This window comes from Aeromonas salmonicida subsp. salmonicida (assembly GCF_001643305.1).
GTDB lineage: Bacteria > Pseudomonadota > Gammaproteobacteria > Enterobacterales > Aeromonadaceae > Aeromonas > Aeromonas salmonicida.
Genome location: NZ_LSGW01000110.1, coordinates 34,884 through 60,772, shown reverse-complemented (window position 1 = coordinate 60,772; position 25,889 = coordinate 34,884). Strand labels below are relative to the sequence as shown.

General features: G+C 59.0%; 17 protein-coding genes and 1 pseudogene. 8 read left to right on the top strand and 10 right to left on the bottom strand.

The annotated features are described in order from the left end of the window. Window positions 1-59: 59 nt before the first annotated feature. Window positions 60-983 carry a LysR family transcriptional regulator gene (locus AXW79_RS20350; RefSeq protein WP_011898295.1) on the bottom strand — a complete coding sequence of 308 codons (924 nt, stop codon included), beginning with the start codon at window positions 981-983 and terminating at the stop codon, window positions 60-62. 176 nt (window positions 984-1,159) lie between these two features. On the opposite strand from AXW79_RS20350, the gene AXW79_RS20345 reads away from it, so the two are divergent. Next, window positions 1,160-1,909 (top strand): 3-oxoacyl-ACP reductase family protein, encoded by a 750-nt coding sequence (locus AXW79_RS20345; protein WP_005314135.1) that lies wholly within the window; start codon window positions 1,160-1,162, stop codon window positions 1,907-1,909. Between the two features lie 254 nt (window positions 1,910-2,163). Here the strand turns inward: AXW79_RS20345 and AXW79_RS20340 are convergent, their stop codons facing one another. From AXW79_RS20340 to AXW79_RS20330, 3 genes are all read right to left on the bottom strand, one after another. Beyond that, the gene (locus tag AXW79_RS20340) at window positions 2,164-3,753 is read right to left on the bottom strand and encodes an EAL domain-containing protein (RefSeq protein ID WP_043151506.1); all 1,590 of its coding nucleotides are present in this window, start codon (window positions 3,751-3,753) and stop codon (window positions 2,164-2,166) included. Window positions 3,754-4,085: 332 nt separating this feature from the next. Next, window positions 4,086-6,683 carry a bifunctional aconitate hydratase 2/2-methylisocitrate dehydratase gene (gene acnB, locus AXW79_RS20335; RefSeq protein ID WP_005314139.1) on the bottom strand — a complete coding sequence of 866 codons (2,598 nt, stop codon included), beginning with the start codon at window positions 6,681-6,683 and terminating at the stop codon, window positions 4,086-4,088. A 228-nt stretch (window positions 6,684-6,911) separates the two neighbouring features. After that, window positions 6,912-9,170 carry a patatin-like phospholipase family protein gene (locus AXW79_RS20330; RefSeq protein ID WP_005314141.1) on the bottom strand — a complete coding sequence of 753 codons (2,259 nt, stop codon included), beginning with the start codon at window positions 9,168-9,170 and terminating at the stop codon, window positions 6,912-6,914. A gap of 258 nt (window positions 9,171-9,428) precedes the next feature. Here AXW79_RS20330 and AXW79_RS20325 point away from each other — a divergent pair. The 3 genes and pseudogenes from AXW79_RS20325 to AXW79_RS20315 all read left to right on the top strand — a co-directional run bounded on the left by AXW79_RS20325 (window position 9,429) and on the right by AXW79_RS20315 (window position 12,908). Beyond that, window positions 9,429-11,326, top strand: a pseudogene (locus AXW79_RS20325) (methyl-accepting chemotaxis protein). 163 nt (window positions 11,327-11,489) lie between these two features. Beyond that, entirely contained in the window at window positions 11,490-12,590 is a 1,101-nt protein-coding gene (locus tag AXW79_RS20320) for an MCP four helix bundle domain-containing protein (RefSeq protein WP_005314143.1), read from the top strand. A gap of 135 nt (window positions 12,591-12,725) precedes the next feature. Further along, window positions 12,726-12,908 (top strand): hypothetical protein, encoded by a 183-nt coding sequence (locus AXW79_RS20315; RefSeq protein ID WP_005314145.1) that lies wholly within the window; start codon window positions 12,726-12,728, stop codon window positions 12,906-12,908. Here the strand turns inward: AXW79_RS20315 and AXW79_RS20310 are convergent. The 6 genes from AXW79_RS20310 to ampD form a co-directional block, all read right to left on the bottom strand. Further along, on the bottom strand, window positions 12,905-13,861 hold the full coding sequence (locus tag AXW79_RS20310) for a GGDEF domain-containing protein (protein WP_005314146.1): 957 nt from the start codon (window positions 13,859-13,861) through the stop codon (window positions 12,905-12,907). The genes AXW79_RS20315 and AXW79_RS20310 overlap by 4 nt on opposite strands. A 129-nt stretch (window positions 13,862-13,990) precedes the next feature. Next, window positions 13,991-15,418 (bottom strand): dihydrolipoyl dehydrogenase, encoded by a 1,428-nt coding sequence (lpdA, locus tag AXW79_RS20305; protein WP_005314147.1) that lies wholly within the window; start codon window positions 15,416-15,418, stop codon window positions 13,991-13,993. Between the two features lie 160 nt (window positions 15,419-15,578). Then, on the bottom strand, window positions 15,579-17,471 hold the full coding sequence (gene aceF, locus AXW79_RS20300) for a pyruvate dehydrogenase complex dihydrolipoyllysine-residue acetyltransferase (RefSeq protein WP_005314148.1): 1,893 nt from the start codon (window positions 17,469-17,471) through the stop codon (window positions 15,579-15,581). An 85-nt stretch (window positions 17,472-17,556) separates the two neighbouring features. After that, complete coding sequence (gene aceE / locus AXW79_RS20295; RefSeq protein ID WP_005314149.1) at window positions 17,557-20,217, bottom strand: pyruvate dehydrogenase (acetyl-transferring), homodimeric type; 2,661 nt, start codon at window positions 20,215-20,217, stop codon at window positions 17,557-17,559. A 79-nt stretch (window positions 20,218-20,296) separates the two neighbouring features. Next, window positions 20,297-21,061 carry a pyruvate dehydrogenase complex transcriptional repressor PdhR gene (pdhR, locus tag AXW79_RS20290; protein WP_005314150.1) on the bottom strand — a complete coding sequence of 255 codons (765 nt, stop codon included), beginning with the start codon at window positions 21,059-21,061 and terminating at the stop codon, window positions 20,297-20,299. Window positions 21,062-21,337: 276 nt separating this feature from the next. Further along, window positions 21,338-21,910 carry a 1,6-anhydro-N-acetylmuramyl-L-alanine amidase AmpD gene (gene ampD, locus AXW79_RS20285; RefSeq protein ID WP_005314151.1) on the bottom strand — a complete coding sequence of 191 codons (573 nt, stop codon included), beginning with the start codon at window positions 21,908-21,910 and terminating at the stop codon, window positions 21,338-21,340. A gap of 149 nt (window positions 21,911-22,059) precedes the next feature. Between ampD and AXW79_RS20280 the strand changes: the two genes are divergently transcribed. From AXW79_RS20280 to tapB, 4 genes are all read left to right on the top strand, one after another. Next, complete coding sequence (locus AXW79_RS20280) at window positions 22,060-22,530, top strand: retropepsin-like aspartic protease family protein (protein ID WP_011898292.1); 471 nt, start codon at window positions 22,060-22,062, stop codon at window positions 22,528-22,530. A gap of 4 nt (window positions 22,531-22,534) precedes the next feature. Then, the gene (gene nadC / locus AXW79_RS20275) at window positions 22,535-23,392 is read left to right on the top strand and encodes a carboxylating nicotinate-nucleotide diphosphorylase (RefSeq protein WP_005314155.1); all 858 of its coding nucleotides are present in this window, start codon (window positions 22,535-22,537) and stop codon (window positions 23,390-23,392) included. A 334-nt stretch (window positions 23,393-23,726) separates the two neighbouring features. Next, window positions 23,727-24,155 (top strand): type IVa pilus major pilin TapA, encoded by a 429-nt coding sequence (gene tapA / locus AXW79_RS22580; RefSeq protein WP_005314158.1) that lies wholly within the window; start codon window positions 23,727-23,729, stop codon window positions 24,153-24,155. 3 nt (window positions 24,156-24,158) lie between these two features. After that, complete coding sequence (gene tapB, locus AXW79_RS20270; RefSeq protein WP_005314160.1) at window positions 24,159-25,865, top strand: PilB family type IVa pilus assembly ATPase TapB; 1,707 nt, start codon at window positions 24,159-24,161, stop codon at window positions 25,863-25,865. Window positions 25,866-25,889 lie beyond the last annotated feature (24 nt).

Genomic DNA, 25,889 nt, shown 5'->3' with positions numbered 1-25,889 from the left:
CGCGGGCACAAGATGCCTCCCTGGCTCGCATGTGACTGCCGGACCGTGACGAAACTGACTCAGCGAGCCCGGAAACCACTGCCACTCTTTTGCGCCGCCAGCAGCAAGGCATCGACCACAACGCGCAGCTTGAGCTGCATGTGCTGGCTCCTGGCCCAGATGACATTGATCGGCATCTCGCCACCGGACTGGTCATGAAGCACACAGACCAGCGCTCCCGAGTCCAGCTGTTCGTTGACCAGCCAGGTCGGCACCTGAACCAGGCCAAGGCCAGCCAGCGCCGCAGCCAGTACGGCCTCACCATCCCCCATCTCGTAGCGTACCGGGATGTCGTAAGCCTCCGTCCGACCCGCCCCATTCCTTAGCAGCCAGCTATGGCGATGCCCAGATCGCCAGTCGATGATACAGTCGTGCTGTGACAGATCCTTCGGGGTCAAGGGAACCCTATGCAGTGCCAGATAGGAAGGTGCCCCACAAATGACGAGTTTCTGCTCCCCCAGGCGACGAGCAACCAGATCGGCCTGATCCTCCAGCGCACCTATGCGCACCACCAGATCGATGTTGGCCTCAATGAGATCGACCTTGCGCTCGTTGAAGGTCACCGACAGATCCAGCTGCGGATGGCTGCCTGCCAGATCCAGCAGGATCGGCAGCACATGCCGGCGGCCAAACGCAGAAGGAAGATCGATACGAACGCGACCCGACGGACTCTGCTTTTCCGATGCAAAACTGCTCTCTGTCTCCTCCAAAACTCTGATCGCCTGGAGACAACTGGCCAGATATGCCTCTCCCTCCAGGGTCAGGCTCACCCGACGGGTCGTTCTGTGCAACAGCTTGACCCCCAGTCGCGCCTCCAGCCGCACTATGCTCTTGCTCAACGCCGAGCCGGTCAGCCCCAGCGTCAATGCCGCCACGGTAAAGCTGCCCGACTGCGCCACGGCGACAAAGTGCCTGACACTCAGAAAGGGGTCTTGTAGTGCCACGGATTCAGTCCCTGAAGGAAATAGAGATTGGAATAATAGCCACTTAATCAATTTCAAGGAATCAATCACACTGTTTACAGGCTCATTCAACGCCGCATCTTGCAGGTGATGGATTGGATGCCCTTGAGTTCCCAACTCGCTCAGACATGAGTTCATGACCAGACAGGAGAGACCAGATGTTGACCGTTAAATCCCTCAGTGGACAAGTTGCCTTCGTACAAGGTGGTTCACGCGGCATTGGTGCCGCTATTGTAAAACGCCTCGCCCGCGATGGTGCCGCCGTTGCCTTCACTTATGTCTCCTCGGCCAGCAAGGCAGAAGAGATTGTCGCGACCATCACGGCTGCAGGTGGCAAGGCGCTGGCCATCCGTGCCGACAGTGCAGATGCCATCGCCGTACAGCACGCCATCCGCCAAACCGTCACTACCTTTGGTCGACTGGACATCCTGGTCAACAACGCCGGGGTGCTGGTATGGGGCGATATTGAAGAGCTGACCCTGGACGATCTCGATCGCACCCTGGCCGTCAACATCCGCAGCGTGTTCGTGGCCTGCCAGGAGGCGGCGCACCACATGGGCAAGGGGGGGCGCATCATCAACATCGGCAGCACCAACGCAGACCGCATCCCCATGGTGGGGGGTTCCGTCTACGCCATGAGCAAATCGGCCCTGGTCGGCTTGACCAAAGGCATGGCACGGGATTTGGGCCCGAAGGGCATCACGGTGAACAACGTGCAGCCAGGCCCGGTCGATACCGACATGAACCCGGCTGACGGGGAATCGGCGGCGCAGCTCAAGGGGATGATGGCGCTGGCCCGTTACGGCAAGGATGAGGAGATCGCCAGCTTCGTTGCCTATCTGGCAGGGCCCGAAGCGGGATACATAACCGGCGCCAGCCTGACCATAGACGGTGGTTTCTCCGCCTGACCACGTGGATCAGCCTCCCAATAGCCATAAGTAGTCTCTGCACTGGTCCGGGAGCCGATTGCTGAGCCAAAGACCCCCCTTTGATTCAAAGGAGGGTCTTTTTTGAGCAATACCGCTGCGCGAGTCTGCTCGTGGGGAAAAAACCTGTTCCGCCCTTCTGGTATCGTCACTCAAAGCGCCCATTCCCTGCTTGGGCAACATGAATCCGATACTCTGTTGTTCTAAAGAATAGGGATTACAACCGCATGAGCCGCTCAGCCCAGATGAGGATCCGCCAGCTCGGGCAAGCTGCCGGCCAAGGCATCTCCCTGTGGCAAATCGTCACAGAAGTGCTGGAGCGGCATGGGGCGACCAAACAGGTAGCCTTGCATGTAGTCGACTCCCTTGGCTCTCAGATAGGCGGCCTGCAATTCGCTCTCGACCCCTTCCGCTATCAGTAACAAGCCCAGTCTGGCGCCCAGGTCGATGACATTCGCCACTATGTGCTCGGAGAGTGATTCTGTACCGATACGCCCGATAAAGGATTGGTCAATCTTCAGATAATCCACGTGGAACTGCTGTAGATAGAAGAGGCTGGAGTGACCCGTTCCGAAGTCATCGATGGCCAGCTTGACCCCCATCTGATCCAGTTGCCGGAACAGGGAGAGGGTATTCGGATCCACTACCAGCAGCTCACGTTCGGTCAGCTCCAGCACCAGCACCAGCACTATCTTGCCGGGGGCAAACTGCGCCAGAAAAGTGCGACACTCCTGCAGCAAAGCCAGGTCGCGACAGTGGGCCGCGCTGATATTGAAACTGATGTGAAAGCCATCGGGCAGGCGTGCCTGCTCCCGGCTCAACACCTGGGCCACCTTCTTCATGATCAGGGTCGTCATGGGCACTATCAGCCCGGACTCCTCCGCCTGGGGAATAAAGAGGTCGGGACGGATAAGACCTGAATTGGGATGCTGCCAGCGCATCAGCACTTCCACCCCCATCAACCTGGTGTCACTCGTGGTAACCAGAGGTTGCAGATAGGGTTCAAACTCCTTGGCCCGCAGCGCTCTGCGCAACTCGCCGACCGGGGAACCCGGGCGGCCCAGCAGCCACCATACCAGCAGTGCAAAGGCTAACGAGAGACCGCACAGCAGAGAGAGGATCAGAGATTTGTGATCCCACAGCGAATGCCAGTAAGCCAGGGTCACGTAACCGGCATGAATGGAGAAGGGGTAATGTGGTGAAGTCAGCTCGGTTCTGGCCAGAGCATGCAGGTCGGGGGCCTTGTCCAGATAGTGGCCTGCTTCATCAAACCAGGTGCTGCCCACCCGCATAAAGAGATTGCCGGCGTGATGGCTCAGGGTCAGCATGACGCTCAGGTATTCCCCATCGATAGCGCTCAAGGCTGCATTTCTTCCCTGCTCACTGCGCACTATCAGCAAGGGATGATTGGCCCGCACCTGATTGCCACGCATCAGCAGCAACTTGCGCGCTATATAGGGGCTGGCATCATCGACCTCACGCACAGAGCCAAACAGGGAGGTGCAGTACAGCATCCCCTCCTTGACCAGGTTGACCGAGCGAACAAAAGGCACCAGTGCGACCTGCTCACGCAGCTGGAAATTGATCTCGTCACAAGGCGCACCCACCAGCGGCAGCACCTGACGATTGGCTCGCTCGGCGTGATCAAGCATGTTTTCCATGAGCGTCATCGCCTTGTGGGCGGCGGCCGCGGAACCGGACTCCAGCTCCTCCATATAGCTTTTGTGCGTTGCCCATCCTCCCACCAGCAGCGGCAGGATGAACACCATGAGGGCGCAGCAGAGCCGAAGCCAGCGGCGGGAGAGATCGATATAAAAAAAATGCATAACCGATTCATCCAAAGAAACGGCCCGCCAGCCCGGATCAGGTGAGCATCAGGCAAACGGCAATGTGGTTATGACGACAAGCCCCACCAGTTTGCGCTGACCGGGCTTTCCCCCTGTTTTCCCGCAGTGACTGCCGCGGGGATCTCCCTCTCTGCTCTCTGGCAATGCAGGACAAAAGGAGGGATGCAGCTTACCTCAGCTTGCCATCCGAACCACTTATCCTGAATAAATATTTGTGTCTGTATGCATCGTATGCAGCCCTGTTACCCAATAAAAAGAGCCCCGACACTGCCGGGGCTCTTTTGCATCAGATGACGGCGAATGCCGGAATCTTATACCGCTTGTTGCAGGATCACCGCATCGGCCTTCTTGGTGTAGGAGGCGATCTCGTTGAAGTTGAGGTAGCGATAGGTATCGGCCGCAGTGGCATCCAGGGTCTTGGCGTACTGCAGATACTCGGCAACGGTCGGGATCTTGCCAAGGATGGCGGCAACGGCAGCCAGCTCGGCAGAGGCCAGGTAGACGTTGGCACCCTTGCCCAGACGGTTCGGGAAGTTGCGGGTGGAGGTAGAGACCACAGAAGCCCCTTCCGCCACGCGCGCCTGGTTGCCCATGCACAGGGAACAACCCGGGATCTCGATGCGAGCACCGACGCGACCGAAAATGCCGTAGTAGCCCTCTTCGGTCAGCTGATCCTTGTCCATCTTGGTGGGCGGTGCAATCCACATGCGGGTCGGCAGTTCGCCCTGATACTTCTCGAGCAATTTACCGGCGGCACGGAAGTGGCCGATGTTGGTCATGCAGGAACCGATGAAGACTTCGTCGATCTTGCTGCCAGCCACGTCGCTCAGCAAACGGGCATCGTCCGGATCGTTCGGCGCACACAGGATGGGCTCCTTGATGGTGGCCAGATCGATCTCGATGATTTCGGCATACTCGGCATCCTTGTCCGCTTCCAGCAGGACAGGCTTGGCCAGCCACTCCTCCATCCCCCGGATACGGCGGGTGATGGTGCGCGGGTCGCCGTAGCCTTCGGACAACATCCATTTCAGCATGACGATGTTGGACTTGAGGTACTCGGTGATCGGCGCCTGATCCAGCTTGATGGTGCAACCGGCCGCGGAACGCTCGGCACTGGCGTCAGCCAGCTCGAACGCCTGCTCCACCTTCAGGGTCGGCAAACCTTCGATCTCGAGGATACGGCCGGAGAAGATGTTCTTCTTGCCCGCTTTCTCGACGGTCAGCAGCCCTTTCTGGATGGCGGCATAAGGGATGGCATGAACCAGGTCACGCAAGGTGATGCCCGGTTGCAACTCGCCCTTGAAGCGCACCAGCACGGATTCCGGCATGTCCAGCGGCATCACGCCGGTCGCGGCGGCAAAGGCCACCAGACCGGAGCCCGCCGGGAAGGAGATGCCGATGGGGAAACGGGTGTGGGAGTCACCACCGGTACCTACGGTATCCGGCAGCAACATGCGGTTCAGCCAGGAGTGGATGACGCCATCACCCGGACGCAAGCTCACACCACCGCGATTCATGATGAAGTCCGGCAGAGTGTGGTGAGTCTGCACGTCGATGGGCTTGGGATAGGCGGCTGTGTGGCAGAAGGACTGCATGGTCAGATCGGCGGAGAAGCCGAGGCAAGCCAGATCCTTAAGCTCATCGCGGGTCATGGGGCCCGTGGTGTCCTGGGAGCCGACCGTGGTCATTCTGGGCTCGCAGTAGGTGCCCGGACGAATGCCCTGCACGCCACACGCCTTGCCCACCATTTTCTGGGCCAGGGTGTAACCCTTGCCGGTATCGGCCACAGGCACAGGACGACGGAATACGGTGGAGAACGGCAGACCCAGCGCCTCGCGAGCCTTGTCGGTCAGGCCGCGACCTATGATCAGCGGAATACGGCCACCGGCGCGCACTTCGTCGATCAGCACGTCGGTTTTCAGTTCAAACTGGGCCAGCACCTGATCGGTGCCGTGCTTGCAGATCTTGCCGCCAAAGGGGTAGATGTCGATGACATCGCCCATCTCCAGCTTGGAGACATCCACTTCGATGGGCAGGGCGCCCGCATCTTCCATGGTGTTGAAGAAGATGGGTGCAATCTTGCCGCCGAGGCAGACACCGCCGGCGCGCTTGTTCGGCACGAACGGAATGTCGTCACCCATGAACCAGAGCACAGAGTTGGTGGCAGATTTACGGGAAGAGCCGGTACCGACCACGTCGCCAACATACGCCAGCGGGAAACCCTTCTCTTTCAGGGCATCTATGGTCTTGATGGGGCCGACGGTGCCGTCATTGTCCGGAGTGATGCCGGGGCGGGCATTTTTCAGCATGGCCAGGGCATGGAGCGGAATATCGGGACGGGACCAGGCGTCCGGCGCAGGGGACAAGTCATCGGTGTTGGTTTCACCGGTCACCTTGAACACGGTCACAGTGATCTTCTCGGCCAGCTCGGGACGAGAGAGGAACCACTCGGCATCGGCCCAGGATTGCATCACCTGCTTGGCGTGAGCATTGCCCGCCTTGGCCTTCTCTTCCACGTCGTGGAAGGAGTCAAACATCAACAGGGTGTGAGACAGACCCTTGGCAGCAAGAGGGGCCAGGGTGGCATGGTCCAGCAGGTCGATCAGCGGCTGAATGTTGTAACCACCCTGCATGGTGCCCAGCAGCTCAACGGCTTGTGCGGCGGTCAGGATGGGAGAGTGGGCTTCGCCCTTGGCGATGGCGGTGAGGAATCCGGCTTTGACATAAGCCGCTTCATCAACACCTGGTGGAATTCGGGAGGATAACAGCTCTTTCAGAAAGTCTTCTTCGCCAGCGGGCGGGTTCTTGATCAGTTCAACCAGGGCGGCGACCTGCTCTGCATCCAGAGGTTTGGCAACCACGCCCTCGGCGGCACGTTCTGCGACGTGTTTACGGTATGTTTCAAGCACGACTAATTCCTCTTTGGTCTTTTTTTGGGGTTCGCCCAGGCTCGCGGCGATCGTCCTTGCGGGACACCCGTAGGGTGCCCCTCACTATATAAGTTTTAACGAGTAATTAAAATCCAAACCCTGTACAGATATTCAACAATCCAAGCTAACCAATTAAACTTGCTCACATTTTGTCGCCACATAAAAGCCTGGCAAGAAATAAGTTAACAAAAAGGCATCATTTGGCCGTTATTCGAATGTGGTGCCCAATTGCAGATAGAACATGTTGTTGCCCCCCTCCGCTATGCCATAACCGAGGAAGATGGGGCCGAGGAAGCTCTCTATCCCCACGTAGACGGATCCTCCGGTGAAGGAACTCTCTATACTGATGTCTTCCCCCTTGTCCCACACCCCTCCTTGTTCGAGGGAGCCCCCAAGATAGAGCGGCGCCCGCAGCGCACCAAAGTCGTTGTCAACCACCCGATAGATGTAGCGCAGCCCGCCAAACAGACTGTAGCGACCGCTGAGCTGGTAGTGCTGGAAGCCGGACAGGCGGAACAGCCCGCCCAGATCCTGCACCAACAGTGGCACCTCTTCCTGGGAGGTGGAGCCACCCCCTTCCAGTATCAGGTTCAGGCTGTGTCTGTCCCAGGACCAGGGCTTGATCATAGAGAGGTGATAATTGACCCCCTCATTTCGCTCGTTTTCTTCATTATCATTGTGATAATCCAGCCGGACATGGGAATAGCCCCCCTTGATGTCCCAGAAAACCCCTTCATAGGGGAAGTAGCGGCTGTCGAGGGTATCGTGCTCGAAACGGACATAAGGCCCCCAGGAGATGGCATCCGAATTCACCCCATTCAAGTTCCTGACATCGATACTGCCCATCTTGCCGTCCACCCCCAGCGAGAGGCGACTCCAGGGCTGCAGATTCCAGCCCAGAGCCAGATCGGTACTGAAGAAGGAGTACTCAGTATCGAGATAGTTAAAAGACTGATCTTCCGGATCCGGGTTGAAAAGGCTTCGCAGGGTCTTGTCATACGCAAAGCTCGCCTCGCCGTAGAAGGTCTGGGAAGGCTCCAGCGGCGAATAGAAGTCGGTCTTGAGGTGCTTGGCGGTGCCCAGGGAGGCCTCAGTCAGCCACTCGGCGCCCCACTCATTCAAGTTGGTGAGTGTGTAGGACATGCCGACGTTGTAGTTGGAGCTGCTCTCGAAGTCGTCGGAGAAGCCAAACTGGAAGTTGAGGTAGCCCGGCCCCCAGTTTTTCTCGCTGGCATCCACAACCAGCACGTTCTCTCCGTCGCGCTCTTCCACCTCATAGGTGATGCGGTCAAACGACTCCAGAGCGTAGAGGCGGCGAATGCCCGCCTCCAGGCTTTCGTTGGTCTGTATCTTGTCGGGTTTCACCTTCAACATGGCGCGCACCGTCTCGTCGGAAAGGCGTGACTTGTTGAGGATCTCCACCTTGTCGATGTAGTAGGCGGGCTGACCGCTGCGCTCGGCACGGCGGCTCAGCTTCTGGTTGCGATAGACGGCGTACTCCCTGGGCGAGAGGGAGAGCGCATCGAGCTGGGTAGCGGCGCGGTTGGCAACCGCCTCCCCTTGCTTGATCCCCTCCGGCATCAGGGAAAAGTCGGCGATGCCCATGTTGCCAAATTCAGGGGTCAGCAGAATATCTTGCGGCCCCAGCAGCGCCCTCTGCTTGTCGGTGCCGACCTGGGTCATGTAGGTGGTGAGCTGATCTATCATGGCGAGGCCGGACTTGAGGGATTCCCGGGTGCGCAACCTGGCACCTATATCCACGGCTATCACAACGTCGGCTCCCATCCCCTTGGCCACGTCCACCGGCATGTTGTTGACAGTACCGCCGTCGGCCAGGATATGTCCCTCCCACTCCACTGGCTTGAGGGCGCCGGGAATGGACATGGATGCCTGCATCGCCTTGGCAAGGCTGCCCCCCTCCAGTACGAAGGGCGTCACAGTCTCCATGTCGGTTGCCACGGCGCGATAGGGGATGGGCAGGTCGTCGAAGCTCTTCTGGGCCGGCAGGTTGGACGTGGCGTGGCGCAGCAGGCTGGCCATGGACTGGCCCTGGAAGAATCCATCCGGAAACTGGACAGCGTCACCGTTGACACCGATATCGGTGCGCAGCTGATACTTCTCGCTCTGCTGCTTCTTGCGCAGGGATAGCTCGTCCCGACCGACCTTGTCCTGATATCCCTTGTTCCAGTCGATGGCCAGGGTGGTGCGCTCCACCTCCTCTGCGCTGAGCCCCATGGCGTACATGCCCGCCACGTAGGAGCCCATGCTGGTACCCACTATGATATCCACCGGAATGCGCTTCTCCTCCAGCACCTTGAGGATGCCGATATGAGCCGACCCCTTGGCACCGCCACCGCTCAGCACCAGGGCAATCCTGGGCCGTTCGGACTGGGCCGCCGCCATGAGTGGCAAGCCTGCCAGCAAAATCAGAAACAGGTGGGTCCATCCCCGACGAAAGATGCGCATATGATTTTCCATTGAATCCAGTGCGAGCCAAGTAAGCAGTGACGCTTACTATAAAGTGCGAAAATCTAACCGCAACAGCCACGACAGCAATATAGGGCCGCGATGGCGGCGCTGTTTGTTGATAAACCGGAGTTGCACCAGCGCGCCCCTGTGAGCGCAAACGCAATCCATCAATAAAACCGGTTAGCCCCTCAAGGGCATCACCACACTGCCGTTAATATGTGCTCAATCCCGTCTCCACACTTCTGAGTCACTCCCATGCTTGCACGCCTGACACTCAAACAGAAAATTCTGGCCACCGTCACCCTGGCCGTGGTGCTCTCCTGCCTGCTGGTGGGTTACTTCAGCCAGCGCTCGGCGCAACAACTGATCGAAACCCGCATGTTCGAGCAGGAGCTGCCCAACCTGACCCAGCGTATCGGCAAGGAGATCGAGAAGGATCTGACTTCGGTCGCCAATGCCGCCAGACAGCTGGCCAACGACCGCTTCGTGCTGGACTGGGTCGCCCGCGGCATGCCCAAGGAGCAGGAGTCCATCCTCATCGATCAGCTCAAGGACATGACGGCCCAGTATGATTTGGTGACCGCCTCCTTCGCCGATCGGCAGAGCGCGGCCTACTACAACCAGGATGGCTTCCTGCGCAACCTGACCCCTGAGCAGGACGCCTGGTTCTACGGCTATACCAAGAGCCCGCAAGACCTGATGCTCAGCATCTTTCGCGAGACCAATGGCGAGGTGAAGCTGTTCGTCAACTTCCAGCAGCTCAACGGCCGCGGTCTGGCGGGGCTCGCCAAGTCCCTCGACAGCATGGTCAGCATGCTCGCCAACTTCCGGATCGGTGACAGCGGCTTCGTGTTCATGACAGATGGCAGCGGCAAGGTGAAGCTGCACCCGGATGCCGCCCGCATCGATCGGGACAACCTGACCCGACTGGCCAGCGGCACCACAGCCAACCTTCTGACCAAGCAAGCGTTCGCCGCCACCCAGGCCGAGGTCGATGGCCAGGCCGTGATACTGGCCACCAGCTACATCCCCATGCTCGACTGGTATCTGGTGGCCCAGGTGCCGGAAGCCGAGATCTATGCCGAGCTGGACAAGGCACGACTGCACATTGTGCTGGTGAGCCTGGCCATCGCCGCCGGCATGGGCTTGCTCGGCATGCTGCTGGCCGGTTCCGTCAGCCGCCCGCTCAACGAGCTGGCCCGTCTGTTCCGTGAACTGGGCAGTGGCGATGGCGATCTCACCCAGCGCCTTAAAGTAGAAGGCCACGATGAGCTGACCCAGGTTGCCACCGGCTTCAACAACTTCGTGGCCAAGATCCACGGCTCCATCGAGCAGGTCGCCAGCAACTCCCGCCAACTCGCCGCTACCGCCAACGAGGTGGCCAGCAAGGCGCAGCTGACCCAGCACAACTGTACCGCCCAGCGCGACCGTACCGTCCAGGTGGCGACAGCCATTCACGAGATGGGGGCGACGCCGGCAACGCCTCCCTGGCGGCAGACGTCGCCAGACAGGCCAACGAGCAGGCGGATGCGGGTGCTGTCGTCGTCGCCCAGGCCCGCCACGGCATCGTCGGTCTCTCCAGCGAAATTGAGCAGGTCGCCGGTGTTATTGAATCCCTGGCCAACCAGACCGACTCCATCGGCAGCATACTCGACACCATCCGCAGCATCTCGGAGCAGACCAATCTGCTGGCACTGAACGCCGCCATCGAGGCGGCACGGGCCGGTGAACAGGGCCGGGGCTTTGCCGTGGTAGCCGACGAGGTACGCAATCTGGCGAGCCGCTCCGCCGCCTCCACCGCCGAGATCCAGGGCATGATCAACCGGCTGCAGGAGCAAAGCGCCCGCGCGGTCAGTGCCATGGCCCAGGGTCGCAACCAGAGTCTGGAAGTGGTGGCCCAGGCTGACGAAGCCAATGCCGCCCTTGGCCATATCACGGCCCACATCACCCAGATCAGTGACATGAACATCCAGGTCGCCACCGCTACCGAGGAGCAATCCAGCGTGGTGGGCGAGATCAATCGCAACGTGGAAGACATCAACCAGCTCACCATGGAGACGGCCGACATAGCCCACCAACTGACCGAGTCGAGCCGCAGCCTGCAACAACTCTCAGGCGAGCTGGACAAGCTGGTCGGCAACTTCCGCCTGTAAGCGGCGTCGGGAGTCACACCTAAAAAGGAGCGCCATGGCGCTCCTTTTTTATGCGGCTTGCGGCCCATTCCCCGTGCCTTTGCCCGGGAGGCGGCCAATTCATATCTATACTGGCAACAACCCTCATCGACCACATCATGGCCCGCCATGAAGGAGCACTCCCTTGCTAGAAGGTAAACTGACGCTCAAATTGCAGCTGATCCTGGCTGTCACAGTGCCCTGTCTTGCCCTCTTGCTCGTGGGTGGCGCCAGCCTGAGAAGCATGGGCTCCATCCAGCAGCAATCCACCGAGCTCTACCAGAACACGGCCACCCCCATGCGCGCCATGGCGGAAGTGGTATCACGCATCCCCCGCATGCGGGTGGGGATCGACATGATGCTGCTGCAAGATACCTCCCTCAAGGATGAACGGGGCGTACTCAGCCGGGTCAAGGATGCCCGTGACGAGGACATTCCCGAGATGCGTCAGGCCATGCAGCAGGCGGTAACCGCCCAGACGGATCCGGCGGCCAGAGCAGATGCGCAAAAATTGCTGAGCCAGTTTGAAGGAATGGAGCGCAACGAGCTGAACCCCATGCTGCAGGCACTGGAAAAAGGGGACATGGAAGCGGCGAGAGGCATCTATCGGGATCGCTATACGGTCACCTATGGCACCATGCGCAAGGATGCCAACACCCTGCTCGATGGCCTGATCCAGCAAGCACAGCAGCGTCATCAGCGCGGTGAGCAGAGCTATGCCAGTGGACGAATGCAGATGATCACCATCATCAGCGGCGCCATCCTCATCTCGCTGCTGGTCTCGGTGCTCATCCTGATCAACCTCAAGCGTCGGGTCGGCTTCCTGCAACAGTACATCGGCTATGCCGCCGAGCATCTGGCGCTGGACTCCCGCGCCAAGCTCACTGGCAACGACGAGCTGGCGGAGATCACGGAGAGCTTCAACCACTTCGTCAGCAAGATCCACAGCGCCATCGAGCAGGTCGCCAGAAACTCCCACCAGCTCGCCGCCACCGCCGACGAAGTGGCCAGCAAGGCGCAGCTGACCCAGCAAAACTGCACCGCCCAGCGTGACCGCACAGTGCAGGTGGCCACCGCCACCGAGGAGCAGTCGAGCGTGGTCGGCGAGCTCAATCGCAACGTGGAGGACATCAACCAGCTCACTATGGAAACTGCCGACATAGCCCACCAATTGACCGACGCCAGCCGCAGCCTGCAACAACTCTCCGGCGAGCTCGACAAGCTGGTGGGCAATTTCCGGCTGTAACCCCTTCTTCCCCTCACACGAGGAGCGCCGCGGCGCTCCTCGTCATATCAGCGGCAAGCCATGACGCACCCCCGCAAACTCGCCTCCGCCCCTGCCTGGAAATGCCCCATAATCAGGGAAATAACAGGAGGTATCATGAGCAAACTGGTGGTGACTATGTTGCTGGGGAGTCTGCTCTGCGCCTGCAGCAGCGGGCCAGTGCGGGTGCACGGTGCCGATGTCAGCGTGGACGATACCCGGATCCGGGTCAGTGATGGCAGCAATGGGGGCAATGGAACCTTCTGCCCCCCAGGTCAGGCCAAAAAAGGGCGCTGCTAGCGCCCTTTTTTACAATCGTACATCTGCTTGTCCGCCTGTTGCAGCAGCTGGTCCAGCGCCGGTGGCGAGAGCGCATCATAGTGCCCCACCCCGACCGAGCAGCTCAGCCGATAGGGTTTGCCGCTCTCCCGATTGAACCCGGCCAGGGCCTCATCGAGCCGTGCCAACACCCGTGGCACCTCTGCCGGCCCAGTACCCGGCAGCAATACCGCAAACTCGTCCCCGCCCAGTCGGGCAAAGATGTCTGCATCACGAAATACGCCACACATGAGGCTCGCCATCTGTCGCAGGGCATCGTCACCGACGTCGTGCCCCAGCCGATCGTTGATCTCCTTGAACCGGTTGAGGTCGAGAAACAGCAGGGTCGCCGCTCTCCCCTGACGATGGGCGAGTTGCAGGCATTTGTGTGCCAGCAGCATGAAACCGCGCCGGTTGGTGATACCGGTCAGCTCATCCATGGTGGCCAGCTGGATCGCCGCCAGTTCGCGCTCCACCATGCCGGCCAGGTCCGTCAGCAAGTCCCGCTGACGCTCATCCAGCAGGCGCGGCTTGCGATCTATGATGCACAGGGTCCCCAACTTGTACCCCTCCCCAATCTGCAACGGGCTGCCCGCATAGAAACGTATGTGGGGATCCCCGGATACCAGCGGATTGTCGGCGAAGCGCAGATCCCGGGTCGCATCCTCCACCACGAAGAGGTCATCGCCGAGAATGGCATGACCACAGAAGGAGATGTCCCGCGGCGTCTCCGGCACAGGCAAACCACAGCAGGATTTGAACCACTGCCGATCCTCATCCACCAGCGACACCAGCGAGATGGGCACATCGAACATGTTGCGGGCCATGCGGGTGATCCGTTCGAATCTTTCTTCGGCAGAGGTATCCAGAATGGCCATGCGGCGCAGCGCATCGAGGCGCAGGCGTTCGTTGTCAGGTGTGGCCGGTGTTTGCATCGCAGGATCCATCGCGTGAAGTAACAGCCCTCAGCATAGCAATCGGCCCCGAACAAATCTCTTTATTCATCAAAAACAAAAAAACCGCTCCTGAGAGCGGCTTTTTTCATGTGGGCTGCGAGAAGAAAATTACTTCTTCTTTTTGGCCTTGGCGTTCGGCAGGTCGGTGATGGAACCTTCGAACACTTCTGCAGCCAGACCCACTGACTCGTGCAGAGTCGGGTGAGCATGGATGGTCAGGGCGATGTCTTCGGCGTCGGCACCCATTTCGATGGCCAGACCGATTTCACCCAGCAGTTCACCACCGTTGGTACCCACGATGGCACCCCCGATGACGCGGCCGCTCTCCTTGTCGAAGATCAGCTTGGTCATGCCGTCGGAGCAATCAGAGGCAATGGCGCGACCGGACGCAGCCCACGGGAAGGTGGCGACTTCGAAGTTCAGCCCCTGTTGCTTGGCTTCCTTCTCGGTCAGGCCAACCCAGGCCATCTCTGGCTCGGTATAGGCGATGGACGGGATCACTTTCGGGTCGAAGTAGTGCTTCTTGCCGGCGATCACTTCGGCCGCGACGTGACCTTCGTGAACACCTTTGTGAGCCAGCATAGGTTGACCGACGATGTCACCGATGGAGTGGATGTGAGCGACGTTGGTACGCAGCTGCTTGTCCACCTCGATGAAACCGCGCTCGGTCACGGCAACGCCGGCCTTCTCGGCATCCATCAGCTTGCCATTCGGCACACGGCCTACGGCAACCAGCACGTTGTCGTAACGTACCGGCTCAGCGGGAGCGTGCTTGCCTTCGTAGGAGACGTACAGGCCATCTGCACGGGCTTCAACTGCGGTGACCTTGGTCTCCAGCATGATGTTGAATTTCTTGGCAACGCGCTTGGTGTAGATCTTGACGATGTCTTTGTCGGCAGCCGGTACCAGCTGGTCGGCAAATTCCACCACGTCGATCTCGGAACCCAGGGAAGAGTAAACGGTACCCATCTCCAGACCTATGATGCCACCACCGATCACCAGCAGCTTGCCTGGTACGGAAGTCAGTTCCAGCGCATCGGTTGAATCCCATACGCGCGGGTCATCATGGGGGATGAAGGGCAGTTTCACCGGACGGGAACCGGCCGCTATGATGGCGTTGTCGAAGGTCACAGTCGTCTTGCCGTCGGCACCGTCCACTTCGAGGGTGTTCGGACCGGTAAACTTGCCGAAACCGTTGACCACCTGAACTTTACGCATCTTGGCCATGCCAGCCAGACCGCCGGTCAGCTGGTTGATGACCTTCTCTTTCCACAGGCGAACCTTGTCGATGTCGGTCTGCGGGGCACCGAAGATGATGCCGTGTTCGGACAGCGCCTTGGCTTCTTCAATGACTTTGGCGACGTGCAGCAGTGCCTTGGACGGGATACAACCCACGTTCAGGCAGACGCCACCCAGGGTGGAGTAACGCTCGACGATAATGGTATCCAGACCCAGATCGGCGGCACGGAAAGCAGCGGAATAACCGGCAGGGCCAGCACCCAGTACTACGACCTGAGTTTTGATTTCTTTACTCATCATGACCTCTTTGTCGTTCTTATATATCCCCGGACGGCGCAGTCTTATGCCAACTCAATGCCAAACAAGGCGGCTGCAACCGTGAAAAAACGGGGCAAGTTTACAATCCTGTTAATGAAATGAGAAGTAAAAAGGGCAGGCTCTGGGCCCGCCCTCTCACTTACAGGACCAATCGACGAATGTCGGACAACACGCCACTCAAGGTGGTGACGAAGCGGGCTCCGTCAGCACCGTCTATGACCCTGTGGTCATAGCTCAGGGCCAGCGGCAGCATCAGGCGAGGCACAAACTCCTTGCCATTCCACTTCGGCTTCATCTCGGACTTGGAAACACCGAGGATGGCCACTTCCGGCGCGTTGACGATCGGGGTAAAGCTGGTGCCGCCGATGCCACCCAGGCTGGAGATGGTGAAGCAACCGCCCTGCATGTCGGCAGCGGTCAGCTTGCCGGCACGAGCCTTCTTGGAGATCTCGGCCAGATCGCGAGACAGCTCGTAGATGCCCTTCTTGTTGACGTCACGCACCACAGGAACCACCAGGCCCCCCGGAGTGTCTACTGCCACACCGATGTGGATGTACTTCTTCATGATCAGCTTGCTGCCGTCTTCGGACAGGGCGCTGCAGAAGCGTGGGTGTGCTTCCAGGGCCTTGGCAGCCGCTTTCAGGATGAACACCAGCGGGGTGATCTTCACGTCCGACTTCTGCTTCTCGAGCATCGCGTTCTGCTCTTTGCGGAACGCTTCCAGATCCGTGGTATCGGCTTCGTCGAACTGGGTGACGTGCGGGATCATGGCCCAGTTGCGATGCAGGGCAGGACCGGAGATCTTCTGGATCCGGGTCAGTTCCAGCTCTTCGACCGGGCCGAACTTGCTGAAGTCAACCTTGGGCCATGGCAGGACACTCATGCCGTTGCCAGTGCCGGTACCGGCTGCCGGGGCAGACTCGGCACGCTTGACCGCATCCTTCACATAGGCCTGCACGTCTTCTTTGACGATGCGACCCTTGCGACCGGAGGCTTTCACCTTGGCCAGGTTGATACCGAACTCACGGGCCAGACGACGTACAGCCGGGGCGGCATGTACGTAGGCGTCATTGGCAACGAAGTCGGAAGCAGCAGCAGCCTGGGCAACCGGAGCCGGAGCAGCGGCAACAGGGGCAGCAGCGACCGGGGCGGCGGCCTGAGCAACCGGAGCGGCAGCGGCTGGAGCAGCACCAGCCACTTCGAATACCATGATCAGGGAACCGGTGGAGACCTTGTCACCCGCCTTCACCTTGATCTCTTTGACGATACCGGCGAACGGTGCAGGCACTTCCATGGAGGCCTTGTCACCTTCCACAGCGATCAGGGACTGGTCGGCTTCGACCTTGTCACCCACGGCGACCATGATCTCGGTCACTTCGACTTCGTCACCGCCGATGTCAGGTACATTGACCTCTTTGGCAGCGGCGGCAACAGGGGCAGCAGCCACGGAAGCAGCAGTCTCAACCGGCGCAGCAAAGGCGGCAGGAGCAGCGCCCGCCACTTCAAATACCATCACCAGGGAACCGGTGGCAACCTTGGCGCCGGCGGCAACCTTGATCTCGACCACGCGGCCCGCGAACGGCGCCGGCACTTCCATGGAGGCCTTGTCACCTTCCACGGCAATGATGGACTGGTCGGCTTCAACCATGTCGCCCACGGCAACCATGATCTCGGTCACGTCCACTTCGTCGTCACCAATGTCCGGTACGTGCACATCTTTGCGCGCGGCGGCAACAGGGGCGGCGGGAGCGGCAGCAGCAACCGGGGCGGCAACCTGAGCAGGCGCCGGCGCAGCAGCGCCTTCCGCTTCGAAGATCATGATCTGGGAACCGGTGGCAACCTTGTCACCCACCTTGATCAGGATCTCTTTGACGATACCGGCAGCCGGTGCCGGTACTTCCATGGAGGCTTTGTCACCTTCCACAGCAATCAGGGACTGGTCGAGTTCGACCTTGTCACCCACGGCCACCATGATCTCGGTGACTTCAACTTCATCGGCGCCGATATCCGGAACCATAATCTGTTTGGACATAGTGCTTTATCCTCTTACGCGTCTGTCGCGTTAACCTTTGCAAGGCAGTGCCGGGCAATGTGTCCCGGCACTGCACTCGATCCTCTTACGCGTACAGCGGGTTGACCTTGTCGGCATCGATGCCGTACTTGGCGATGGCGTCAGCCACAACCTGCTTGTCGATCTCGCCGCGCTTGGCCAGTTCGGTCAGGGCAGCAACCACCACGTAGAATTCGTTCACTTCGAAGTGACGACGCAGGTTGGCACGGCTGTCGGAACGGCCGTAACCGTCGGTACCCAGCACACGGTAGTGCTCGGTCGGTACGAAGGCACGCACCTGATCAGCGAAGGACTTCATGTAGTCGGTCGCAGCTATGGTGGCTTCGGAACCCAGTACGGTCGCGATGTAGGGTACGCGAGCCTCGGCGGTCGGGTGCAGCATGTTCCAGCGATCCACGTCCTGACCGTCACGGGCCAGTTCGTTGAAGGAGGTGACGCTGAATACGTCGGAACCCACGCCGTATTCGCTGGCCAGGATCTGGGCGGCGGTGCGCACATGACCCAGGATGGAACCACAACCCAGCAGCTGTACCTTGCCCTTGGTGCCGGCAACAGTTTCCAGCTTGTAGATACCCTTGCGAATACCCTCTTCTGCACCTTCCGGCATGGCCGGCATGGCATAGTTTTCGTTCAGGGTAGTGATGTAGTAGAAGACGTTCTCCGGCTTCTCACCGTACATGCGACGCAGGCCGTCCTGGACGATAACCGCTACTTCATAGGCGTAGGACGGGTCATAGGAGATGCAGTTCGGGATGGTGTTCGCCAGGATATGGCTGTGACCATCTTCGTGCTGCAGACCTTCACCGTTAAGGGTGGTACGACCCGAGGTCGCGCCCAGCAGGAAGCCACGGGCTTGCTGGTCACCGGCTGCCCACGCCATGTCGCCGACGCGCTGGAAGCCGAACATGGAGTAGTAGATGTAGAACGGGATCATCGGGCAGTCGTTGGTGCTGTAAGAGGTCGCAGCAGCCAGCCAGGAGGACATTGCGCCCAGCTCGTTGATACCGTCTTGCAGAACCTGACCCTGCTTGTCTTCCTTGTAGTAGGAGACGATGTCGCGGTCTTGCGGGGTGTACTGCTGACCGTGCGGGCTGTAGATGCCGATCTGGCGGAACAGACCTTCCATACCAAAGGTACGGGCTTCGTCAGCCAGGATCGGTACTATGCGCTTGCCGATGGACTTGTCTTTCAGCAGCACATTCAGGGAACGCACGAACGCCATTGTGGTGGAGATCTCGCGAGCCTGCTCGCCCAGCAGGGGACCAAAGGTCTCCAGCGCCGGGATGTCCAGCTTGGTGGTAGTCTCACGCAGACGGGTCGGTACATAGCCTTTGAGCGCGGCACGGCGGGCGTGCAGGTATTTGTGCTCTTCGGTACCCTCTTCGATCTTCAGGTACGGCAGGTTTTCCAGCTGCTCGTCGGTGACCGGCAGGCTGAAACGATCGCGCAGGTGACGCACAGAGCCCAGATCCATCTTCTTGACCTGGTGGGCAATGTTCTTGCCTTCGGCCGCTTCGCCCATGCCGTAACCCTTGATGGTCTTGGCCAGGATGACAGTCGGCTTGCCCTTGGTCGCTGCAGCTTTGGAGAAAGCGGCAAACAGTTTGCGGGGATCGTGACCACCGCGGTTCAGGGCAAAGATCTCCTCGTCGGTCATGTCTTTGACCAGCGCGGCGGTTTCCGGGTAACGGTTGAAGAAGTGCTCACGCACGTAGCCGCCATCGCGGGACTTCATGGTCTGATAGTCGCCGTCCACGGTTTCGTTCATCAGCTGGATCAGCTTGCCGGACGTGTCTTTCTTCAGCAGCTCATCCCACTTGCGACCCCAGATAACCTTGGTGACATCCCAGCCGGCGCCTGCAAACAGACCTTCCAGCTCGTTGATGACCTTGCCGTTACCTACGACCGGACCGTCCAGACGCTGCAGGTTGCAGTTGACCACGAAGACCAGGTTGTCGAGCTTTTCACGCACGGCAACGGTCAGGGCACCCTTGGCTTCCGGCTCGTCCATCTCGCCGTCACCCAGGAAGGCGTAAACGGTCTGCTCGGAGCAATCCTTGATGCCACGGTCGGTCAGGTACTTCAGGAAGCGAGCCTGATAGATGGCGGCGATGGGGCCCAGACCCATGGAAACGGTCGGGAACTGCCAGAAGTCCGGCATCAGTTTCGGGTGCGGATAGGAAGGGATACCCTTGCCGTCCACTTCCTGACGGAAGTTGTCCAGCTGATCTTCGGTAAGACGACCTTCAGCGAACGCACGGGCGTAGATGCCCGGGGAGATGTGACCCTGGAAGTAAACCAGATCGCCACCGTCCTTCTCGCTGCGAGCGCGGAAGAAGTGGTTGTAGCAAACTTCGTAGATGGTCGCAGAGGAAGCGAAGGAAGACATGTGACCACCGAGGTCCAGGTCTTTCTTGGAGGCGCGCAGCACTATCATCATGGCGTTCCAGCGGATGATGGCGCGGATGCGACGTTCCATCTCCAGATCGCCCGGGTAAGCCGGTTCGTCACTGGACGGGATGGTGTTGATGTAGTCGCGATTCGCCTTGGCAGCCACGTCCACACCGCTCACGCGGGCTTTCTCGGCCAGTTGTTCAAGAATGAACTGAGCGCGTTGTGGACCCTCTTCACGCAGCAGGGATTCCAGAGAGGCAAGCCACTCCAGCGTTTCTATCGGGTCCACATCGTTCTTCAGGATATCAGACATGGCTGGTTCCTATTTTGTTGTGATTGCACGGCATTGCACGGCGAAGGGCGCAAGCATTCGACAATAAAGCCTTGTGGGATTAGTTTTCCTGCTGACGGATCCGACGCATGGATCGCTGGATCCGGCTGTCTTCCCTCTGCATATCCAACAAGGTGTCCTCGATAAAGGCCAGGTGCTCATGACAAGCAGCCCTGGCCCGCTCCGGAGCCCCCGACAGGATAGCCTCGATCAGATGCGCACGATGGCGACGTATCTTGGCTACCACTCCCGGACGGCGATTCAAAATTTCGTTATTGCGTAAAATGTTCTGCTCAAGCATGGGGCCCATGGCCCGCAACAGGTGCAGCAGCACCACGTTGTGGGACGCCTCGGCTACCGCCAGATAAAACTGGGTAACAGCGGCGGATTCGGTGACCAGCGAACCTTGCTGGCCGGCTTCCTCGATGGCGGACTGCGCATTGCGTATCCGCTCGAAGTCGGCATCGGTTCCCCGCAACGCAGCATAGTAGGCACAGATGCCTTCCAGCGCGTGACGAAACTCCAGCAGGTCATACTGGGCTTCCGGGTGGGTGCTGAGCAGCTCGAACAGGGGATCGGCGATCCCCTTGCTCAAGGCATTTTGTACGTAAGTGCCACCGCCCTGACGGCGATACAAGAGTCCTCTGGCTTCCAGGCGCTGGATGGCTTCGCGCAGGGAGGGGCGCGATACCTGAAACTGGATGGCGAGTTCCCGCTCGGGCGGCAACTTCTGGCCCGGTTGCAAACTGCCTTCCAGAATCATCTGTTCCAACTCGGCGACAATGGCGTCGGCCAGCTTGGGTTGAGTAATCTTGAGATAGGGCATGAGGCTGCTTTGTTAAATTGGTATTACCAATTTCATGAATGGGGCGAAAATTAGCAGAGGGCTTGGAAAAAGTCCACCCAAAAGATGATCTGAATCAAGGTTCAGCCTTGCCACTTAAGGGGTAAAAAGAGGGATTTATGATTTAGCTCATAGAAATTGGTCTGACCAATATTTTTGAGCTGGCTCACAGGCAACATTTGATTAACAGCAGGAAAAAATGGCCTGCCATAAAGGCAAGCCATTGATTTTAAAAACACTAACTTATCTTTAGAATATTTACTTAAAGTTGAGCATTTGCCGATAGCGCTGCCATTCGAAACTGTCACCCGGATCCGTCTTGCGACCGGGGGCGATATCACAATGGCCGACAATTCGTTGCGCAGTAATGGCAGGATAATGGCGAGATATGGTTCGACTGAGCCCTGACAGTACCTCATATTGCGCATCGCTGTAGGGCTGCTCGTCGGTCCCCTCCAGCTCGATGCCGATGGAAAAATCGTTGCAGGCCTCTCTCCCCTCCCAGCTCGATATCCCGGAATGCCAGGCGCGGGCGCCAAACGGTACGTATTGCACCAGCTCACCGTCCCGCCGGATCAGGCAGTGGGCCGAGACCCGCAGCTGATGAATGCTGGCGAAATAGGGATGCGCGGTCGGATCGAGCCGGCCCAGAAAGAGATCGTCAATCCAGGGACCGCCGAACTCCCCTGGCGGCAGGCTGATGCCGTGTACCACCAGCAGGGAGATATCGTCCACACTGGCCCGCTCGTTGTGGTGCGGTGACGGCACCTTGCGCGCCTGCTCACACCAACCGTCTGAATCAATGGAAAAAAATGCTTTAGGCTGGGTCATCATCTACTCGTTCTGCAATGGAATGGCGCACTTGACAAGGAGCGACTGGGCAGCAAGATGATCCGCCTCTCACGGTCGCCGCAATCGCCTGAATCCAGTCAGGCAACTGTGATAGGCTGAGCCCTCTGTTGCCCAACGCAGGAAAGGATATGCACCCTATGGCACGCCGCTTCTGGTTGCTGGCCTGGCTCTCTCTGATGGGGCTGCTGACCCTCTATTTCCACCACAGCTCGCAACCGACCGTGACCGCCAGCGGCGAGCTGCTGCTCAAAGCCGATGCCAGCGGCCATTATCGTCTGGAGGGTGCCATCAACGGCCAACCGGTGCAACTGCTGCTGGACACGGGCGCAACCCGGGTCACAGTCCCGCTGCATGTGGCCGAGCGCATCGGACTGACCCCCAGCGGCCATAGCCGTGTCAACACGGCAGCCGGCACCATCCAGGTTCAGACCGGTCAGATCGAAACCCTGGCGATGGGTCCGCTGACCTTGTACGATTTGCCCATCTTTATCAATCCAGCGGCCGGCGGGGACGAGATCCTGGTGGGCATGAATGCCCTCGGCCGGCTGGAATTGCGCCAAAAAGACAGGCAGTTGCTTCTCAGACCCTTGCAGGAATAAAGGCATGTTTCAACAGGATATCAGCCGCGCCGTGCGCGCCGCGCTACTCGAAGACCTAGGTCAGGCCCTCACCAAGCTCGATCAACCGGATGCCAGCGCCGATATCACGGCCCAGCTGATCCCGGCGGATCGCATTGCCAGCGCCCGGGTCATCACCCGGGAGGCGGGCGTCTTCTGTGGCCAACCCTGGGTGGATGAAGTGTTCGCCCAGCTCGGCGGCGAGGTAAAGGTGGAGTGGCTGGTGCAAGATGGCGAACCGCTCTCCCCTAATCAGGAGCTGTTTCGCCTGCACGGCCCGGCCCGCGTCTTGCTGACCGGCGAGCGCAACGCACTGAACTTCGTGCAGACCCTCTCGGGTGTTGCCACCCTCACCGCCCGCTATGTGGCCGAACTGGCGGGCACCCGCTGTCGTCTGCTCGATACCCGCAAGACCCTGCCTGGCCTACGCACCGCCCAGAAATACGCAGTCACTTGTGGCGGTGGCAAGAACCACAGAATCGGTCTCTATGATGCCTATCTCATCAAAGAGAACCATATCCTTGCCTGCGGCGGCATAAGCGAAGCCATCACCGAAGCCCACCGCCTCAATCCGGGCAAACCGGTCGAGGTGGAGGTCGAATCCCTGGCCGAGCTGGCACAGGCACTGCTTGCCGGCGCGGATATAGTGATGCTGGACAACTTCGATGTACCCATGATGCGCGAAGCCGTGACCCTCAATCAGGGCCGTGCCAAGCTGGAGGTCTCCGGCAATGTGACGCTGGACACGCTGGCAGAATATGCCGCCACCGGCGTCGACTTTATCTCGGTAGGGGCACTGACCAAGCATGTGAGGGCACTGGATCTCTCCATGCGCTTTGTTTAGCTGAAAAGGCTAGCTGAGAAAGACTCGCGATCTCATCATGGCTCGGCTGACATATAAGAAGATGAAGGACTTGCAAAAGGCGCCACGGGCGCCTTTTCTTTATGCAGGATCCCTCAGCAAAGGAGTGTGATGATGGACCCCATCCCGCCAGTCAAAAAGAGTCAGTAGAGGCTCTTCATCCATGATTTATATCAAGTTCTTCGCAAATGACAGGAAACTAGTTAACAAAGGCGATGCGCTCTGTTGCCAAGTCGAACAGCTCGGATAAGATACTGACGTGTGGATAGTTTTCCACCAGCACGTCTCAGGAACCAAGGACAAAAGGACATTTGACATGAAGAAGCAATCAGGCTTTACCCTTATTGAACTGATGATCGTGGTCGCGATCGTGGCCATTCTGGCGGCGATTGCACTTCCTGCATATCAGACCTATACGCAGAAGGCTAGATTTACAGAAGTTATTTCCGCTACAGGACCTTTCAAAACAGCAATTGAAATATGCGCTCAAACCACTGGCTCCCTTGGTGGATGTGATGCAGGAACTAACGGTGTTCCTGCTGAAGTTTCCGGTGCCAACGGTAACGTACAGTCAGTAAAAGTAGATTCCACAACAAATGCGATCACTGCAGAAGGAGTTGCTGCATCATTCGGTGGCACAGCATACACATATATACTGGTCCCGACTCTGACTTCAGGAAAAATCAATTGGGCCCCAAATCCCTCTGGCACTGTTGGCACATGTGTAGGCGCAGGCATCTGCTAACGCATGACCTCTAGCCCCAATAGCGGCCTGGCGTTAAGCCTGGCCGCCTCATCCCTGCTCAGTGAGTCCGACTCACAGCGTTACCTGAGCCAAGCCAAGGCCCAGCGCAAACCCTTCGTGACATTTCTGATTGAAAACGAGATCCTCGACAGCAAGGCGCTGGCGGATTTTTGCGAGCTGGAATATGGGGTACCTCTGCTGGATCTTGCCGCCTTCGACCTGGCCGAGATCCCGCAGAAGTACCTCAATCAGAAGCTGATTGAAAAACACCATGTGCTGCCCATCTACACCCAGGGCCACACCCTCTATATCGCCATGTCAGACCCGACCAACGTGTCGGCACTGGAGGATTTTGGCTTCAGCTTCGGGCTCCATACCGAAGCCCTGCTGGTGGAAGAGAACAAGCTCACCGCCGCCATCGGCAAGCTGATGGAAAGCGAGCAGGATGCCCTCGGCATGGAGGAGATCGACGAGTCGGAGATCTCCGAGCTGGAAGTCTCGGACGAAAACTCCCGCCTCGATGAGAGCGTCAATACCGCCGATGACGATGCCCCCATCGTCAAATACATCAATAAAATCATGATGGATGCCATCAAGCGCGGCGCCTCGGATCTGCACTTCGAACCCTATGAGACCAAGTACCGTATCCGCTTTCGTATAGACGGCATACTGCACGAAATAGCGACGCCGCCGGTCAATCTGGCCAACCGCTTTTCGGCCCGCCTCAAGGTGATGGCGCGACTCGATATCGCAGAGCGACGGCTGCCCCAGGATGGTCGCATCAAGTTAAAGCTGTCGCGCAACAAATCCATGGATATGCGGGTCAACACACTGCCCACCATGTGGGGCGAGAAGATCGTTATCCGTCTGCTGGACTCTTCCGCAGCGCGGCTCAATATCGAACAGCTCGGCTTCGACGACCGGCAGAAGGCACAGTATCTGCGTGCCCTCTCCAAGCCCCAGGGCATGATACTGGTGACGGGCCCGACCGGCTCTGGCAAGACGGTCTCTCTCTATACCGGCCTCAATATTCTCAACATCACAGAGGTGAACATCTCAACCGCCGAAGATCCGGTGGAGATCAACCTGCCAGGCGTCAACCAGGTACAAGTCAATCCCAAGGCGGGGTTGACCTTCGCCAGCGCCCTGCGATCCTTTCTTCGCCAGGATCCCGACGTTGTGATGGTGGGGGAAATCCGGGATCTGGAAACCGCCGAGATTGCCATCAAAGCCGCCCAGACCGGCCACCTGGTGCTCTCCACCCTGCACACCAACTCGGCAGCCGAAACCCTGACCCGGATGATGAACATGGGGGTCCCGGCCTTCAATATCGCCTCTTCGGTGACCCTCATCATGGCCCAGCGCCTCGCTCGCAAGCTCTGCGATCACTGCAAGGCACCGGAAGTGGTGCCCGAAGCTGAATTGCTGGAGCTGGGCTTCACCCAGCAGCAGTTGGCCGCCGGCTTGCGCCTGTTCAAGCCAGTAGGCTGCAAAGAGTGCTCGGGGGGCTACAAGGGTCGGGTCGGTATCTACGAAATCATGCTAATGTCTGAAAACATTGCAAAATTGATTATGCAAGGAGCCAACTCCCTGCAAATTGCAGCGATTGCTCAAAAAGAGGGGATGCGAACCCTGCGTGTCTCGGGCTTGGAGAAGGCCCGCCTGGGGGTGACCAGCCTGGCAGAGATCAACCGGGTGACCACCAACTGACAGACCATTTCCAATCAGACTGAC

Coding starts and splice junctions, on each gene's coding strand:
- pdhR (WP_005314150.1), bottom strand. CDS start 21,061: ATGCCCTATCTCAAGATTACTCAACCCAAGCTGGCCGACGCCATTGTC.
- aceE (WP_005314149.1), bottom strand. CDS start 20,217: ATGTCTGATATCCTGAAGAACGATGTGGACCCGATAGAAACGCTGGAG.
- aceF (WP_005314148.1), bottom strand. CDS start 17,471: ATGTCCAAACAGATTATGGTTCCGGATATCGGCGCCGATGAAGTTGAA.
- AXW79_RS20340 (WP_043151506.1), bottom strand. CDS start 3,753: ATGCATTTTTTTTATATCGATCTCTCCCGCCGCTGGCTTCGGCTCTGC.
- tapA (WP_005314158.1), top strand. CDS start 23,727: ATGAAGAAGCAATCAGGCTTTACCCTTATTGAACTGATGATCGTGGTC.
- AXW79_RS20280 (WP_011898292.1), top strand. CDS start 22,060: ATGCACCCTATGGCACGCCGCTTCTGGTTGCTGGCCTGGCTCTCTCTG.
- ampD (WP_005314151.1), bottom strand. CDS start 21,910: ATGACCCAGCCTAAAGCATTTTTTTCCATTGATTCAGACGGTTGGTGT.
- nadC (WP_005314155.1), top strand. CDS start 22,535: ATGTTTCAACAGGATATCAGCCGCGCCGTGCGCGCCGCGCTACTCGAA.
- AXW79_RS20315 (WP_005314145.1), top strand. CDS start 12,726: ATGAGCAAACTGGTGGTGACTATGTTGCTGGGGAGTCTGCTCTGCGCC.
- lpdA (WP_005314147.1), bottom strand. CDS start 15,418: ATGAGTAAAGAAATCAAAACTCAGGTCGTAGTACTGGGTGCTGGCCCT.
- AXW79_RS20310 (WP_005314146.1), bottom strand. CDS start 13,861: ATGCAAACACCGGCCACACCTGACAACGAACGCCTGCGCCTCGATGCG.
- AXW79_RS20345 (WP_005314135.1), top strand. CDS start 1,160: ATGTTGACCGTTAAATCCCTCAGTGGACAAGTTGCCTTCGTACAAGGT.
- tapB (WP_005314160.1), top strand. CDS start 24,159: ATGACCTCTAGCCCCAATAGCGGCCTGGCGTTAAGCCTGGCCGCCTCA.
- AXW79_RS20330 (WP_005314141.1), bottom strand. CDS start 9,170: ATGCGCATCTTTCGTCGGGGATGGACCCACCTGTTTCTGATTTTGCTG.